Origin of the sequence: Streptomyces lasalocidi (assembly GCF_005280215.1) — a bacterium.
GTDB classification, from domain to species: domain Bacteria; phylum Actinomycetota; class Actinomycetes; order Streptomycetales; family Streptomycetaceae; genus Streptomyces; species Streptomyces longwoodensis.
This window is the reverse complement of the sequence record NZ_SZNQ01000001.1, coordinates 6679858-6693951: the sequence shown is the minus strand read 5'-3', so window position 1 is coordinate 6693951 and position 14094 is coordinate 6679858. Positions and strand designations below refer to the sequence as shown.

The 14094-nt window shown below is 72.8% G+C and carries 12 protein-coding genes; 9 read left to right on the top strand and 3 right to left on the bottom strand.

Annotated elements, in window-relative coordinates:
• Positions 1-60: 60 nt before the first annotated feature.
• The 7 genes from tkt to E4U91_RS30200 all read left to right on the top strand — a co-directional run bounded on the left by tkt (position 61) and on the right by E4U91_RS30200 (position 9850).
• Entirely contained in the window at positions 61-2136 is a 2076-nt protein-coding gene (gene tkt, locus E4U91_RS30230) for a transketolase (RefSeq protein ID WP_137309742.1), read from the top strand.
• 18 nt (positions 2137-2154) lie between these two features.
• Positions 2155-3303 (top strand): transaldolase, encoded by a 1149-nt coding sequence (gene tal / locus E4U91_RS30225; RefSeq protein ID WP_137309741.1) that lies wholly within the window; start codon positions 2155-2157, stop codon positions 3301-3303.
• Complete coding sequence (gene zwf / locus E4U91_RS30220; RefSeq protein WP_137309740.1) at positions 3300-4832, top strand: glucose-6-phosphate dehydrogenase; 1533 nt, start codon at positions 3300-3302, stop codon at positions 4830-4832. Before tal ends, zwf begins: the two co-directional genes overlap by 4 nt.
• Entirely contained in the window at positions 4829-5764 is a 936-nt protein-coding gene (gene opcA / locus E4U91_RS30215; RefSeq protein ID WP_137309739.1) for a glucose-6-phosphate dehydrogenase assembly protein OpcA, read from the top strand. The genes zwf and opcA overlap by 4 nt, the downstream gene beginning before the upstream one ends.
• A complete protein-coding gene (gene pgi / locus E4U91_RS30210) occupies positions 5757-7397 on the top strand; it encodes a glucose-6-phosphate isomerase (protein WP_137309738.1) in 1641 nt (546 codons plus the stop codon). Before opcA ends, pgi begins: the two co-directional genes overlap by 8 nt.
• Before the next feature lie 8 nt (positions 7398-7405).
• A complete protein-coding gene (gene gnd, locus E4U91_RS30205; protein ID WP_241678743.1) occupies positions 7406-8287 on the top strand; it encodes a phosphogluconate dehydrogenase (NAD(+)-dependent, decarboxylating) in 882 nt (293 codons plus the stop codon).
• 96 nt (positions 8288-8383) lie between these two features.
• Positions 8384-9850 (top strand): membrane-associated oxidoreductase, encoded by a 1467-nt coding sequence (locus E4U91_RS30200; RefSeq protein WP_137309737.1) that lies wholly within the window; start codon positions 8384-8386, stop codon positions 9848-9850.
• 15 nt (positions 9851-9865) lie between these two features.
• Here the strand turns inward: E4U91_RS30200 and E4U91_RS30195 are convergent, their stop codons facing one another.
• On the bottom strand, positions 9866-10471 hold the full coding sequence (locus E4U91_RS30195; protein WP_137309736.1) for a TetR/AcrR family transcriptional regulator: 606 nt from the start codon (positions 10469-10471) through the stop codon (positions 9866-9868).
• Positions 10472-10592: 121 nt separating this feature from the next.
• Between E4U91_RS30195 and E4U91_RS30190 the strand changes: the two genes are divergently transcribed.
• Positions 10593-11474: an NAD(P)-dependent oxidoreductase gene (locus E4U91_RS30190; protein ID WP_137309735.1), complete on the top strand. Its 882-nt coding sequence runs from the start codon at positions 10593-10595 to the stop codon at positions 11472-11474.
• A gap of 12 nt (positions 11475-11486) precedes the next feature.
• Here E4U91_RS30190 and E4U91_RS30185 read toward each other — a convergent pair whose 3' ends face one another.
• Complete coding sequence (locus E4U91_RS30185) at positions 11487-11936, bottom strand: PPOX class F420-dependent oxidoreductase (protein ID WP_137309734.1); 450 nt, start codon at positions 11934-11936, stop codon at positions 11487-11489.
• 151 nt (positions 11937-12087) lie between these two features.
• On the opposite strand from E4U91_RS30185, the gene E4U91_RS30180 reads away from it, so the two are divergent.
• Positions 12088-13320, top strand: coding sequence for a serine hydrolase domain-containing protein (locus tag E4U91_RS30180; RefSeq protein WP_137309733.1), 1233 nt, complete (start codon positions 12088-12090; stop codon positions 13318-13320).
• A gap of 103 nt (positions 13321-13423) precedes the next feature.
• On the opposite strand, the gene ribA is transcribed toward E4U91_RS30180, so the two are convergent.
• Positions 13424-14083, bottom strand: coding sequence for a GTP cyclohydrolase II (gene ribA / locus E4U91_RS30175; RefSeq protein WP_137309732.1), 660 nt, complete (start codon positions 14081-14083; stop codon positions 13424-13426).
• Positions 14084-14094: the final 11 nt, after the last annotated feature.

Sequence of the window (14094 nt, the reverse complement as noted above, 5' to 3'; positions counted from 1 at the left end):
GAACGCGTCTGACCAGCAAGACGCACTGTTCCGCAACCTTTTGAAGGGGACTGCCTCCAGATGAGCACGCAGACGCCCGACACCCTGGAGTGGACCGATATCGACCGGCGTGCCGTCGACACCGCACGGGTGCTGGCGGCGGACGCCGTCCAGCAGGTCGGCAACGGCCACCCGGGGACGGCGATGAGTCTGGCCCCGGCCGCGTACACGCTCTTTCAGAAGGTGATGCGGCACGACCCGGCGGACCCGGAGTGGACCGGCCGTGACCGCTTCGTCCTCTCCCCCGGCCACACCTCGCTGACGCTGTACACGCAGCTGTACCTCGCGGGCTACGAGTTGGAGCTCGACGACCTCAAGGCGTTCCGCACCCACGGCTCCAAGACCCCCGGCCACCCCGAGTACGGGCACACCGCCGGCGTGGAGACCACCACCGGGCCGCTCGGCCAGGGCGCCGCCAACGCCGTCGGCATGGCGATGGCCGCCCGTTACGAGCGCGGCCTGTTCGACCCGGAGGCCCCGGCCGGCGAGTCACCGTTCGACCACATGATCTGGGCGATCGTCTCCGACGGAGACCTCCAGGAGGGCGTCTCCGGCGAGGCGTCGTCGCTGGCCGGCCACCAGAAGCTGGGCAACCTGGTCTTCCTCTACGACGACAACCACATCTCCATCGAGGGCGACACCGCCACCGCCTTCTCCGAGGACGTCCTCAAGCGGTACGAGGCGTACGGCTGGCACACCCAGCGCATCGAGCCCGCCGAGAACGGCGACATCGACGTGCACGCCCTGTACGCGGCCCTCACGGCGGCCAGGGCGGAGACCGGCCGCCCCTCGATCATCGCGATGCGCACGATCATCGCCTGGCCCGCCCCGAACGCGCAGAACACCGAGGCCGCCCACGGCTCCGCGCTCGGCGCGGACGAGGTCGCCGCCACCAAGCGCGTCCTCGGCTTCGACCCGGAGCGGTCCTTCGAGGTGGCCGACGAGGTGCTGGCCCACACCCGCCGGGCCCTGGACCGGGGCGCCGAGGCGCACGCGGCCTGGGACAAGCAGCTCGCCGGGTGGCGGGACGGCGAGTCCGAGCGCGCCCGCCTCTTCGACCGGGTCGTGGCCGGTCAGCTGCCCGAGGGCTGGGAGGAGTCCCTGCCGGTCTTCGAGGAGGGCGGGTCCGTCGCCACCCGGGCCGCCTCCGGCAAGGTCCTCCAGGCGCTCGGCCCGGTCCTGCCCGAGCTGTGGGGCGGCTCCGCCGACCTGGCCGGCTCGAACAACACCACCATCGACAAGTCCAGCTCCTTCCTGCCGGAGGGCAACCCGCTGCCCGAGGCGAGCCCGTACGGCCGTACGGTCCACTTCGGCATCCGCGAGTTCTCCATGGCCGCGGAGATGAACGGCGTCGCCCTGCACGGCAACACCCGGATCTACGGCGGCACCTTCCTGACGTTCTCCGACTACATGCGCAACGCGGTGCGCATGTCGGCGCTGATGCAGCTGCCGGTGACGTACGTGTGGACGCACGACTCCATCGGCCTCGGCGAGGACGGCCCGACGCACCAGCCGGTCGAGCACCTGGCCGCACTGCGGGCCATTCCGGGCCTGAACGTCGTCCGCCCGGCGGACGCCAACGAGACCGCGGCCGCCTGGGCCGAGATCCTGAAGAGGCACGCCACGCACCCGGCCCCGCACGGGCTCGCGCTGACCCGCCAGGGCGTGCCGACGTACGCGCCGAACCCGGACGCGGCCAAGGGCGGCTACGTGCTGCGCGAGTCGTCCACCGAGACCCCGGAGGTGATCATCGTCGCCACCGGTTCCGAGGTGCAGCTGGCGGTCGCCGCCCGCGAGCTGCTGGAGGCCGAGGGGACCGGCACGCGCGTGGTGTCGATGCCGTCGGTGGAGTGGTTCGAGGAGCAGCCGCGCGCCTACCGCGAGAGCGTCCTGCCGCCCGCCGTCCGGGCCCGCGTCGCGGTCGAGGCCGGGATCGGCCTGACCTGGTACCGCTACGTCGGCGACGCCGGCCGCATCGTGTCGCTGGAGCACTTCGGTGCCTCCGCCGACGCCAAGACCCTGTTCGCCGAGTACGGCTTCACCCCCGAGAACGTCGCCGCCGCGGCCCGGGAATCCCTGGCCGCCACCCGCGGTTGATCCGACCGCCGAAAGAAGATGATCACAGTGACCGAATCCACCGCGCCGAGCGCGGGGCCCCTGGAGCGGCTGTCCGCCGAGGGCGTGTCGATCTGGCTCGACGACCTGTCGCGCCGGCGCATCGAGAGCGGCAACCTCGCCGAGCTCGTCCGCACCGGCCACGTCGTCGGCGTCACCACCAACCCGTCGATCTTCCAGGCGGCCATCGGCTCCGGTGAGGGCTACGAGGAGCAGCTGGCCGACCTGGCGGCGCGCCGGGTCACCGTCGACGAGGCCGTCCGCATGATGACGACCGCCGACGTGCGGGCCGCCGCCGACGTGCTGCGCCCGGTGTACGACGCGACCGGCGGCCGGGACGGCCGGGTCTCCATCGAGGTCGACCCGCGCCTGGCGCACGACACCCGGGCCACGGTCGCCGAGGCCAAGCAGCTGGCCTGGCTGGTGGACCGCCCCAACGTGATGGTCAAGATCCCCGCGACGAAGGCGGGCCTGCCGGCGATCACCGAGGTCATCGGCCTCGGCATCAGCGTCAACGTCACGCTGATCTTCTCGCTGGAGCGCTACGGCCAGGTCATGGACGCCTACCTGGCCGGTCTGGAGAAGGCCGCCGCCCGGGGCCTGGACCTGTCCACGATCCACTCGGTGGCCTCGTTCTTCGTCTCCCGCGTGGACAGCGAGATCGACAAGCGGCTCACCGTCCTCGGCAGCGAGGAGGCCCTGGCGCTCAAGGGCCGTGCGGCCCTGGCGAACGCCCGCCTGGCCTACGCGGCGTACGAGGAGGTCTTCTCCGGGCCGCGCTGGCTCGCGCTCGCCGGGGCGAGGGCCACCAAGCAGCGCCCGCTGTGGGCGTCCACCGGGGTGAAGGACCCCGCCTACAAGGACACCCTGTACGTGGACGAGCTGGTCGCGCCCGGCACCGTCAACACGATGCCGGAGGCCACCCTGAACGCGGTCGCCGACCACGGTGTCATCAGCGGTGACACCGTCACCGGCGGTTACGCGCAGGCCCGCGCCGACCTCGCGGCCGTCGAGCGCCTCGGCATCTCCTACGACGAGGTGGTGCGGCGGCTGGAGGACGAGGGCGTCGCCAAGTTCGAGGCGGCCTGGCAGGAGCTGCTGGACGCGGTCACGAAGTCACTCGACAGCAAGGGAGTTGACGCGGAATGACCACCCCCGTGTGGACCAACCCGCTCCGGGACGCGCGCGACCGGCGGCTGCCGAGGATCGCCGGCCCGTCGGGGCTCGTGATCTTCGGGGTCACGGGTGACCTGTCCCGCAAGAAGCTGATGCCGGCCGTGTACGACCTGGCCAACCGGGGTCTGCTGCCGCCGGGCTTCTCGCTGGTCGGCTTCGCCCGCCGCGACTGGGCGGACCAGGACTTCGCGCAGGTCGTGCACGACGCGGTGCGTGAGCACGCGCGCACCGAGTTCCGCGAGGAGGTCTGGCAGCAGCTCGCCGAGGGCATGCGGTTCGTCCCCGGCGACTTCGACGACGACACCGCCTTCAAGCAGCTGCGCGACGCGGTCGAGGAACTGGACTCCTCGCGCGGCACCGGCGGCAACTTCGCGTTCTACCTCTCCGTGCCGCCGAAGTTCTTCCCCAAGGTCGTCGAGCAGCTGAAGAAGCACGGCCTGGCCAAGGGGCCGGAGGGCTCCTGGCGGCGGGCGGTCATCGAGAAGCCGTTCGGCCACGACCTGGCCAGCGCCCAGCAGCTGAACGCCATCGTGCACGACGTGTTCGCGCCCGACCAGGTGTTCCGCATCGACCACTACCTGGGCAAGGAGACCGTCCAGAACATCCTGGCGCTGCGGTTCGCCAACACGATGTTCGAGCCGATCTGGAACCGGTCGTACGTCGACCACATCCAGATCACCATGGCGGAGGACATCGGCATCGGCGGCCGGGCGGGCTACTACGACGGCATCGGCTCGGCCCGGGACGTCATCCAGAACCACCTGCTGCAGCTGATGGCGCTCACCGCGATGGAGGAGCCGGCCTCGTTCGACGCGTCCTCCCTGCTCACCGAGAAGCTGAAGGTGCTCAAGGCGGTGAAGCTGCCCGAGGAGCTGGGCCGGCACACGGTGCGCGGCCAGTACGCGGCCGGCTGGCAGGGCGGCGCCCAGGTGCCCGGCTACCTGGAGGAGGAGGGCATCGACCCGGCCTCCACGACCGACACCTACGCCGCCGTCCGGCTGAACGTGGACAACCGCCGCTGGGCGGGCGTGCCCTTCTACCTGCGCACCGGCAAGCGCCTGGGGCGGCGGGTCACGGAGATCGCGGTGGTCTTCCAGCGCGCCCCGCACTCGCCGTTCGACTCGACGGCCACCGAGGAGCTGGGCTCCAACGCCATCGTCATCCGGGTCCAGCCGGACGAGGGCATCACCGTCCGCTTCGGCTCGAAGGTGCCGGGCACGTCCATGGAGATCCGGGACGTGACGATGGACTTCGCGTACGGCGAGTCGTTCACCGAGTCCAGTCCCGAGGCGTACGAGCGCCTCATCCTGGACGTGCTGCTCGGCGACGCCAACCTGTTCCCGCGCCACCAGGAAGTGGAAGAGTCCTGGAAGATCCTCGACCCGATCGAGGAGTACTGGGCGACGCACGGCAGGCCGGCCCAGTACGCGTCGGGCAGCTGGGGACCCGAGGAAGCGGACGAGATGCTCGCACGAGACGGACGGAGCTGGCGCAGGCCATGAAGATCGACCTGACCGACACCACGGCAAGCAAGATCAACAAGGCGTTGGTGCAGGGCCGCCGTGCCATCGGCACCCCGGCCGTGGGCATGGTCCTGACGATGGTCATCGTCACGGACGAGGAGAACGCCTACGACGCCCTCAAGGCGGCCGAGGAGGCCTCGCACGAGCACCCCTCGCGCACCCTGGTCGTCATCAAGCGGCACGCCCGCACCTCCCGCGAGCGCACCGGGTCGCGGCTGGACGCCGAGGTCCGGGTGGGCTCCGAGGCGGGCACCGGGGAGACGGTGGTGCTGCGCACCTACGGCGAGGTGTCCGACCACGCCGACTCGGTGGTGCTGCCGCTGCTGCTGCCGGACGCCCCGGTCGTCGTGTGGTGGCCGGTGGACGCGCCCGAGGTGCCCTCCAAGGACCCGCTGGGCGCCCTCGCGCAGCGCAGGATCACCGACCTGTACGCGGTGGACGACCCGCTGCGCACCCTTCAGGACCGGGCCCGCTCCTACGCCCCCGGCGACACCGACCTCGCGTGGACGCGGCTCACCCCGTGGCGCTCGATGCTGGCCGCGGCCCTGGACCAGGCCCGGGTGCCGGTCGTCTCCGCCGCGGTGGAGGCCGAGGCGGAGAACCCGGCCGCCGAGCTGCTGGCCCGCTGGCTGGAGGCGCGGCTGCGGGTGCCGGTGGACCGGGTGGTCTCCGAGGGCCCGGTCGTCACCGCCGTACGGCTGGGCACCGCCGACGGCGAGGTCGTGATCGACCGGCCGGAGGGCCCGCTGGCCACGCTGTCCCTGCCGGGCCAGCCGTCGCGCACCCTCGCGCTGAAGGTGCGCTCCACCTCCGAACTCATCGCCGAGGAGCTGCGCCGCCTCGACGCCGACGAGATGTACGCCGTCGCCCTGCGCGGCGAGGCCCACGAGGAGACCCCCGCCCATGTCTGAGACCCCGTTGCTCACGCGCCGGCCCGAGTGGGCCGCCCTGGAGGACCACCGCGCGCACTGGCAGCCGCACCTGCGCGAGCTGTTCGCGGCGGACCCCGGGCGCGCGGAGCGCTACGTGGTGCGCGTCGGTGACCTGCGCATCGACTACTCCAAGCACCTGATCACCGACGAGACGCTGTCGCTGCTGCAGGAACTGGCCACCGCCACCGACGTGTTCGGGCTGCGGGACGCGATGTTCCGCGGTGAGAAGATCAACATCACCGAGGGTCGGGCGGTGCTGCACACCGCGCTGCGGGCCCCGGCGGGCGCGGTGGTGGAGGTGGACGGCGAGAACGTCGTCCCGGCCGTGCACGCGGTGCTGGACCGGATGGCCGACTTCGCGCAGCGGGTGCGCTCCGGGGAGTGGACCGGGCACACCGGCCGGCGGATCAGGAACGTCGTCAACATCGGCATCGGCGGCTCCGACCTCGGCCCGGCGATGGCCTACGAGGTGCTGCGCCCGTACACCGACCGGGAGTTGACGGTCCGGTTCGTGTCCAACGTGGACGGGGCGGACCTGCACGAGGCGACCCGTGACCTGGACCCGGCGGAGACGCTGTTCATCGTCGCCTCCAAGACGTTCACCACCATCGAGACGATCACCAACGCCACCTCGGCGCGCACCTGGCTCCTGGAGGGCCTGGGCGGCGACGAAAAGGCGGTCGCCAAGCACTTCGTGGCGCTGTCGACGAACTCCGAGAAGGTCACCGAGTTCGGCATCGACACGGCCAACATGTTCGAGTTCTGGGACTGGGTCGGCGGCCGGTACTCCTTCGACTCGGCGATCGGCCTGTCGCTGATGATCGCGATCGGCGCGGACCGGTTCCGGGAGATGCTCGACGGGTTCCGCATCGTCGACGACCACTTCCGCACCGCCCCGGCCGAGGCCAACGCCCCGCTGCTGCTGGGCCTGCTGGGCGTCTGGTACGGCAACTTCTTCGACGCCCAGTCGCACGCGGTGCTGCCCTACAGCCACTACCTGTCCAAGTTCACCGCCTACCTCCAGCAGCTGGACATGGAGTCCAACGGCAAGTCGGTGGACCGCGAGGGCCGCCCGGTGCAGTGGCAGACCGGACCGGTCGTCTGGGGCACCCCCGGCACCAACGGACAGCACGCCTACTACCAGCTCATCCACCAGGGCACCAAGCTCATCCCCGCCGACCTGATCGGCTTCGCCCGCCCGGTCGACGAGCTGGGCGACACCTTGAAGGCGCAGCACGACCTGCTGATGGCCAACCTGTTCGCGCAGGGCCAGGCCCTCGCGTTCGGCAAGACCGCCGACGAGGTCCGCGCCGAGGGCGTGGCCGAGGAGCAGGTCGCCCACCGCACCTTCAAGGGCAACCACCCGACCACGACCATCCTGGCCACCGCGCTGACCCCGTCGGTGCTCGGCCAGCTCATCGCGCTGTACGAGCACAAGGTGTTCGTCCAGGGCGCGATCTGGGACATCGACTCCTTCGACCAGTGGGGCGTGGAGCTGGGCAAGGTCCTCGCCAAGCGCGTCGAACCCGCCCTCACCGAGGGCGCCGACGTCCCCGGCCTGGACGCCTCCACCGCCGCCCTCGTGGCCGCCTACCGCGAACTCAGGAAGTGATCACGGACATGCAGCTCGGACTGATCGGTCTCGGCAAGATGGGCGGCAACATGCGCGAGCGGATCCGCCGCGCGGGCCACACCGTCATCGGCTACGACCGCAACCCCGACGTCTCGGACGTGGCGAGCCTCGCCGAACTCGTCGACAAGCTCGAAGCACCCCGCACCGTCTGGGTGATGGTGCCGGCCGGCGCCGCCACCCAGTCCGTCATCGACGAGCTGGGCGGCCTGCTGGAGAGCGGCGACACGGTCGTCGACGGCGGCAACTCCCGCTGGACGGACGACGAGAAGCACGCCGCGGAGCTCGGCGAGCGGGGCGTCGGCTTCGTCGACGCGGGCGTCTCCGGCGGTGTGTGGGGCCTGAAGAACGGCTACGCGCTCATGGTCGGCGGCGAGAAGGAGCACGTCGACCGGCTCCAGCCGATCTTCGACGCGCTCAAGCCGGAGGGCCCCTACGGCTACGTCCACGCGGGCAAGGTCGGCGCGGGCCACTTCTCCAAGATGGTCCACAACGGCATCGAGTACGCGATGATGCAAGCCTACGCCGAGGGCTGGGAACTGCTGGAGAAGATCGACTCCGTGGAGAACGTCCGCGAGGTCTTCCGCTCCTGGCAGGAGGGCACCGTCATCCGCTCCTGGCTCCTCGACCTCGCCGTCAACGCCCTCGACGACGACGAGCACCTCGACCGGCTGCGCGGCTACGCCGAGGACTCCGGTGAGGGGCGCTGGACGGTGGAGGCCGCCATCGACAACGCCGTGCCGCTGCCCGCGATCACCGCCTCCCTCTTCGCGCGGTTCGCCTCCCGCCAGGAGGACTCCCCGCAGATGAAGATGGTCGCCGCGCTGCGCAACCAGTTCGGCGGACACGCCGTCGAGTCGGCCAAGGAGTAGCACCGCCGGGGGACCCCGATCGGGGTCCCCCACGCCAAGGCGCGGGCCGCGCGCGGGCGTTGACAGGAGCGGCCCCGCCGGGTCGGATGGCCGCTGATGGAGAGCGACGAACTGACCCCGGCCGAACGGCGTGTCCGTGCGGCGTTCGCCACGGGCACACCGGTCGACCTGAGGGAGTCCCCCGGCGACGACCCCTCCCGCGACGGCCCGCTGTGGGGACCGGAGCGCACCGTGCGCGGCGAGGTGCTGCGCGCCCTGCTGCTGGACGCCCCGCCCCCGGGCGGTGGGATCCCGGCGCTGGACCTCGCGGGCGCCCGCGTCACCGGCCGGCTCGACCTGCAGTACGCGACGGTCGAGCACCCGGTACGGCTGCGCCACTGCCACTTCGCCGAGCCGCTGCGCTGCTACGCCGCCCGGCTGCGCGAACTCAACCTGAGCGAGTCCGCGCTGCCGGGCCTCGTCGCCCACGCCGTCCACGTCGAGGGCGTGCTCCGGCTGACCCGGACCCGCTGCACCGGGGTCGTGCGGCTCGGCGGGACACGCGTCGACGGCAGCCTGTACCTGGAGGGCGCGCAGGTCCTCGCACCCGACGCCGAGGAGCCGGTGCTCCAGCTCAACCAGGCGGTGATCGGCGCCGACGTGTGGGCCCCGGGGCTGCGCACCCACGGGTGGGTCCGGCTGAGCGGCGCCACCGTCGCCGGGTCCGTCAACCTGACCGACGCCCGGCTGACCGGCACCGGGGAGGCCGCCGTGGACGCCGAGGGCCTCGCCGTCGAGGGGCAGGTGCTGCTGCGGTCCGCCGAGGTGCACGGCTGGTTCGGGCTGCGCGGCGCCCGGATCGGGGGCCGCCTGGACCTGTCGTACTGCCGTCTGGTCAACCCCGGCGGGCCGGGGCTGCGGGCCGGCAGCGCCACGCTCGGTGAGCTGTGGCTGCGCAAGGCACCGCCGATGGAGGGCACCCTGAACCTGCGCCGGGCGCGGATCGGGATGCTGCTGCTGGAGCCGGGGTCGGTGCCCGCCGAGGTGATGGTCGCGGACCTCTCCTACACCTCCCTCGCGCCGCACGAGCCCGCCGGACGCCGGCTGCCCCTGCTGGCCCGGGACCGTGACGGGTACATCCCGCAGGCCTACGAGGAGCTGACCGCCGCGTACCGCCGGATCGGCGACGAAGGCGCCGCGCGGCTCGTGCAGCTGGCCAAGCAGCGCCGGCACCGCTCCACCCTGCCCTGGTACGGGCGGCTGTGGGGGCACGTCCAGGACGCCACCGTCGGCTACGGCTTCCGGCCGCTGCGGGCGCTGGGCTGGCTGCTGTCGCTGCTCGCGGTCGGCTCGGTCGCGTTCGCCGCGCACCACCCGCCGCCCCTGAAGGCGGGTGAGGGACCGCCGTTCAACCCGGTGTTCTTCACCCTGGACCTGCTGCTGCCGGTGATCTCCTTCGGCCAGGAGGGCGCCTTCGCCCCGGCCGGCGGGTACCAGTGGCTGTCGTACGTCCTCGTCCTGACCGGCTGGATCCTCGCCACGGCGGTCGTCGCGGGCGTGACCCGCGCCGTCAGCCGCCCCTGACCGCGTCCGTCCGGCTCAGCCCGCGGCCGCCGCGCCGTCCAGCAGGGGGGCCAGCTCCGCCACGACCGTCGTCAGGGCCCGGCTGTCCTGTTCGGCGCGGGCGATGAGGATCGCGCCCTCCAGGGCGCTGATCATGAGCGTGGCCAGGGAGGCCGCGCGGGCGGCGGGGACGCCCATGTCGGTCAGGGCCGCGGCGACCGGGGCGGTCCACGTGGCGAACGCCGTGGCCGCGGCCCGGCGGGTGTCCGCGTCCGTGGCCGCGCACTCCGTGGTCGCGGCGGCCACCGGGCAGCCCGTGCCGTACCCGTCGGCCTCGTACTCCTCGGTCCACTGCCGGACCATCGCCGCGAACAGCCCCGAGGGGGTGGGCGTCCCGGTACGGGACAGCTCGGCCAGGAAGCGGGCGACGCGGCGGCCGGCGTACCGTCCGGCCCAGCCGACCGCCTCCCCCACCAACTGCCGCTTGCCGCCGGGGAAGTAGTGCTGGAGCGAGCCGCGGGGGGCGCCGGCGTGCTCGGCGACCTCCCGCATGCCGGTCGCGGCGACGCCGTCGCGCCGGATGAGCTGGGCGGCGCTGAAGACCATCCGCTCGCGCGGTCCGCGTTCCGACGACCCGGGCATACGACCTCCTCGCACTCGCCGCCATCCTATGACCGGCGTCATAGAGGGCGCTACTATGACCACGGTCATAGCGGCCCGGGGACGAAGGCCCGGGGCGCCCGGAGCGGAAGGCGGACCCGCCGTGCACGTCGGTTTCCTCGGTCTCGGTGTGATGGGCACGCCCATGGCCCTGCGGTTCGCCCACGCCGGCACCCCCCTGCTGGTCTGGAACCGGACCCCCGCCCGCGCCGAACCGCTGCGCGCGGCCGGCGCCGAGGTGGCCGCCGACGCCGCCGAGGTGTTCGCGCGCACGGAGGTGGCGTTCCTGATGCTGGCCGACGAGGCCGCCGTGGACGCGGTACTGGCCCGTGACACGGCGGAGTTCGCCGGGCGGGTGCGGGGGCGGACGGTCGTCCACATGGGCACCACCTCGCCCGAGTACTCCGGCGCGCTGGCCGCCGACGTCCACGCGGCCGGCGGGAGGTACGTCGAGGCCCCCGTCTCCGGCTCCCGGGTGCCCGCGCAGCAGGGGCAGTTGGTCGCGATGCTGGCCGGCGACGACGACGCGGTCGCGGCCGTGCGGCCGCTGCTCGCGCCGCTGTGCCGGGAGACGTTCGTGTGCGGCCCGGCGCCCGGCGCGCTGCTGATGAAGCTCGCGGTGAACCTGTTCCTGATCACCCAGGTCACCGGCCTCACCGAGGCGTTCCACTTCGCGGACCGGCAGGGCCTGGACCGGGGGCTGTTCCTGGACGTCCTGGACGCGGGCCCGATGGCCAGCGCGGTCTCCCGGATGAAGGCGCCCAAGCTGCTGCACGGCGACTTCGCGGTGCAGGCGGCGGCCCTGGACGTCCTGAAGAACAACCGTCTGATCGCGGAGTCCGCCCGCGCCGCCCGCCTCGCCTCCCCGCTCCTGGACACCTGTCACGCCCTGTTCGAGGAGACGGTGAAGCTGGGCCACGGCGACGCGGACATGGTGGCCGTCCTGCACGCCCTGGAGGCCCGCACCGCCGGGACCCGCCCCTGACCGGGGGCCGGTTCAGCCCTGGTTCGCGCCCCGCGGGATGCCGTACGCCCGCTCGACGCGCAGCCGGACCACCAGGCGGCGGTCGCGGACCATCGCGGCGCGGTAGTCGTCCCAGTCCGGGTGCTCGCCGAGGACGTCCCGGTACAGGCGCACCAGCTCCTCCACCGTGTCGTCGTAGGGGTCCCGGGCCACCGGCGAGAGCTCCGCGGTGCCCTCGGCGACCGTGTAGGCGCGGTGGTCGGGCGCGGAGACGTGGTACGACGCGCGGGGGTCGCGGCGCAGGTTGCGGGTCTTGGCCCGGTCGTCGGTCACGGAGATCCGCAGGACCCCCTCGTCCGGGTCGTAGTGGTGGCTCACGTTCGACAACTGCGGCCGCCCGTCGCGCTTGAGGGTGACCAGTACGCCGTTGCGCCCGTCGGAGAGCAGCGCGAGCAGTGCGTGGTGCGTCGTGTCCTGAGTCATGTGGGGAGAACCCGCGCGGCGGCGGCGCGCATTCCTGCACCACCGCTGAAACGGTTCCGCGGCCGCGATCACTGCGCCACGATGACGTCTGAGGGGCGTCCGCGCGGGGTACGACGGATCGCACCTCGAGGAACGGGACCGGAGGAGAACGATGGCACGTCTGCGGCAAGAGGTGGACCCGAGCGAGGCCGGGCTGGACGAGAAGGCGCTGGACCGCCTGGACCGGCACCTCGCCCGGGAGGTCGACGAGGGCCGGCTGCCCGGCTTCCTCGTGGCCGTCGCGCGCGGCGGCCGCGTCGCCCACCTCACCACGCACGGACACCGTGACGTCGCCGCGGGGCTGCCGGTGGAGCCGGACACCCTGTGGCGGATCTACTCCATGACCAAGCCCGTCACCACCGTCGCCGCGCTGACCCTGGTCGAGGAGGGCCGGCTCTCGCTGGACGACCCGGTCGCCGACCACCTGCCGGCCTTCGCCGAGCCGCGCGTGTACGTCGGCGGCTCGGGGCCCGACCTGGTGACCCGGCCGGCCGACGGACCGGTCCTGGTCCGGCATCTGCTCACCCACACCGCGGGCCTGACCTTCGCCTTCTACCACTGCCACCCGGTGGACGCGCTGTACCGGGAGGCCGGCCTGGACTCCTCGGTCGCGCCGGGCGAGGACCTGGCCGGCACGGTCGACGTGTACGCCTCGCTGCCGCTGCAGTTCGAGCCGGGCACCCAGTGGAACTACTCGGTCGCCACCAACGTCCTCGGCCGGCTCCTGGAGGTGGTGGCGGGACAGCCGCTGGACGACGTGATCGCCGAGCGGGTGCTGCGCCCGCTCGGCATGACCGACGCCGGGTTCTGCGTCGACGACGCGCGGGCGGACCGGCTGTCGGAGCTGTACGGCGAGACCGAGGACGGCGGCATCACGCCGGTCGCGGGGCTGCCCCTGCGCGACGGCCGGCCGCGCTTCCTGTCCGGCAGCGGCGGCCTGGTGGCGAGCGCCCACGACGTGCACCGCTTCATGGAACTCCTGCGGCGGCGGGGGGAGGTGGACGGAGTGCGGCTGCTGTCGCCGGGCACGGTCGACCTGATGACCCGCAACCACCTCCCGGACGGCGCCGACCTCAGGTCCTTCGGCAGCCGCCCGGCCCACGACGAGCCCGGCAACGACGGCGTCGGCTTCGGCCTCGGCGTCTCCGTGGTCGTCGACCCGTCCCGCACCCGGGCCCCGGCCGGGCTCGGCACCTATGGCTGGAGCGGCGTGGCGACCACGACCTTCTGGGTCGACCCGACCCGCGACCTCACGGTCCAGTTCATGACCCAGGTCCGCCCCCGCTCCTCCCACCCGCTCTACCAGGACCTCAAGCGCCTGGTCCACGAGGCGGTCGTCGACTGAGGCGAGGGGCCTCCCGGCGGCGTGAGCCTGCTCCAGCACCGCTTCGACGAGGCTGGAGCAGGCGGCAGGGGTGCCGCCCGGCGCGCGTGGCCGGGCGGGGCGGTCAGGACCAGTGGGCCACCGCGTCCAGGTGGGGCAGGTGGTGGTCCATGCGCTCCCGCTTGGTGCGCAGGTAGGTGATGTTGTTCTCGCACGGCGGGATCAGCAGCGGCACCGTCTCCGTCACCTGGATGCCCTGGTCGGTGAGCGCCTCGCGCTTGCGGGGGTTGTTCGACATCAGCCGCACCGAGCGCACGCCCAGGTCACGCAGGATCTCCGCGGCCACGCCGTAGTCGCGGGCGTCCACCGGCAGGCCCAGCGCCAGGTTCGCCTCGACCGTGTCCAGGCCCTCCGCCTGCAGGGCCATCGCGCGCAGCTTGGCCAGCAGTCCTATCCCCCGGCCCTCGTGACCGCGCAGGTAGACGACGATGCCGCTGCCCTCCGCGACGACCGCCCGCAGCGCGGCGGCGAGTTGGTCGCCGCACTCGCAGTGCTGCGAACCGAAGGCGTCCCCAGTGAGGCATTCGGAGTGCAGCCGGGTGAGCACGTCCTCGCTGCCGATGTCCCCGTACACCAGGGCGACTTGTTCGTCACCGCGGTCGTGGTCCAGGTAACCGACCGCCTGGAACTTCCCGTAGACGGTCGGCAGCGGGGCGTTCACCACCCGTTCCGCGCCCGTGCGCTGGGGTGCCTTCGTGCCGAGTACGCCGATTTTTTCTGTCATGATCTGGTTCC

Bases quoted from the DNA above. Each gene is read 5' to 3' on its own strand.
- E4U91_RS30185 (WP_137309734.1), bottom strand. From the start codon at position 11,936: ATGACTCAGGACACGACGCACCACGCACTGCTCGCGCTGCTCTCCGAC.
- opcA (WP_137309739.1), top strand. From the start codon at position 4,829: ATGAAGATCGACCTGACCGACACCACGGCAAGCAAGATCAACAAGGCG.
- ribA (WP_137309732.1), bottom strand. From the start codon at position 14,083: ATGACAGAAAAAATCGGCGTACTCGGCACGAAGGCACCCCAGCGCACG.
- E4U91_RS30200 (WP_137309737.1), top strand. From the start codon at position 8,384: ATGGAGAGCGACGAACTGACCCCGGCCGAACGGCGTGTCCGTGCGGCG.
- E4U91_RS30180 (WP_137309733.1), top strand. From the start codon at position 12,088: ATGGCACGTCTGCGGCAAGAGGTGGACCCGAGCGAGGCCGGGCTGGAC.
- tkt (WP_137309742.1), top strand. From the start codon at position 61: ATGAGCACGCAGACGCCCGACACCCTGGAGTGGACCGATATCGACCGG.
- pgi (WP_137309738.1), top strand. From the start codon at position 5,757: ATGTCTGAGACCCCGTTGCTCACGCGCCGGCCCGAGTGGGCCGCCCTG.
- gnd (WP_241678743.1), top strand. From the start codon at position 7,406: ATGCAGCTCGGACTGATCGGTCTCGGCAAGATGGGCGGCAACATGCGC.
- zwf (WP_137309740.1), top strand. From the start codon at position 3,300: ATGACCACCCCCGTGTGGACCAACCCGCTCCGGGACGCGCGCGACCGG.
- tal (WP_137309741.1), top strand. From the start codon at position 2,155: ATGATCACAGTGACCGAATCCACCGCGCCGAGCGCGGGGCCCCTGGAG.
- E4U91_RS30195 (WP_137309736.1), bottom strand. From the start codon at position 10,471: ATGCCCGGGTCGTCGGAACGCGGACCGCGCGAGCGGATGGTCTTCAGC.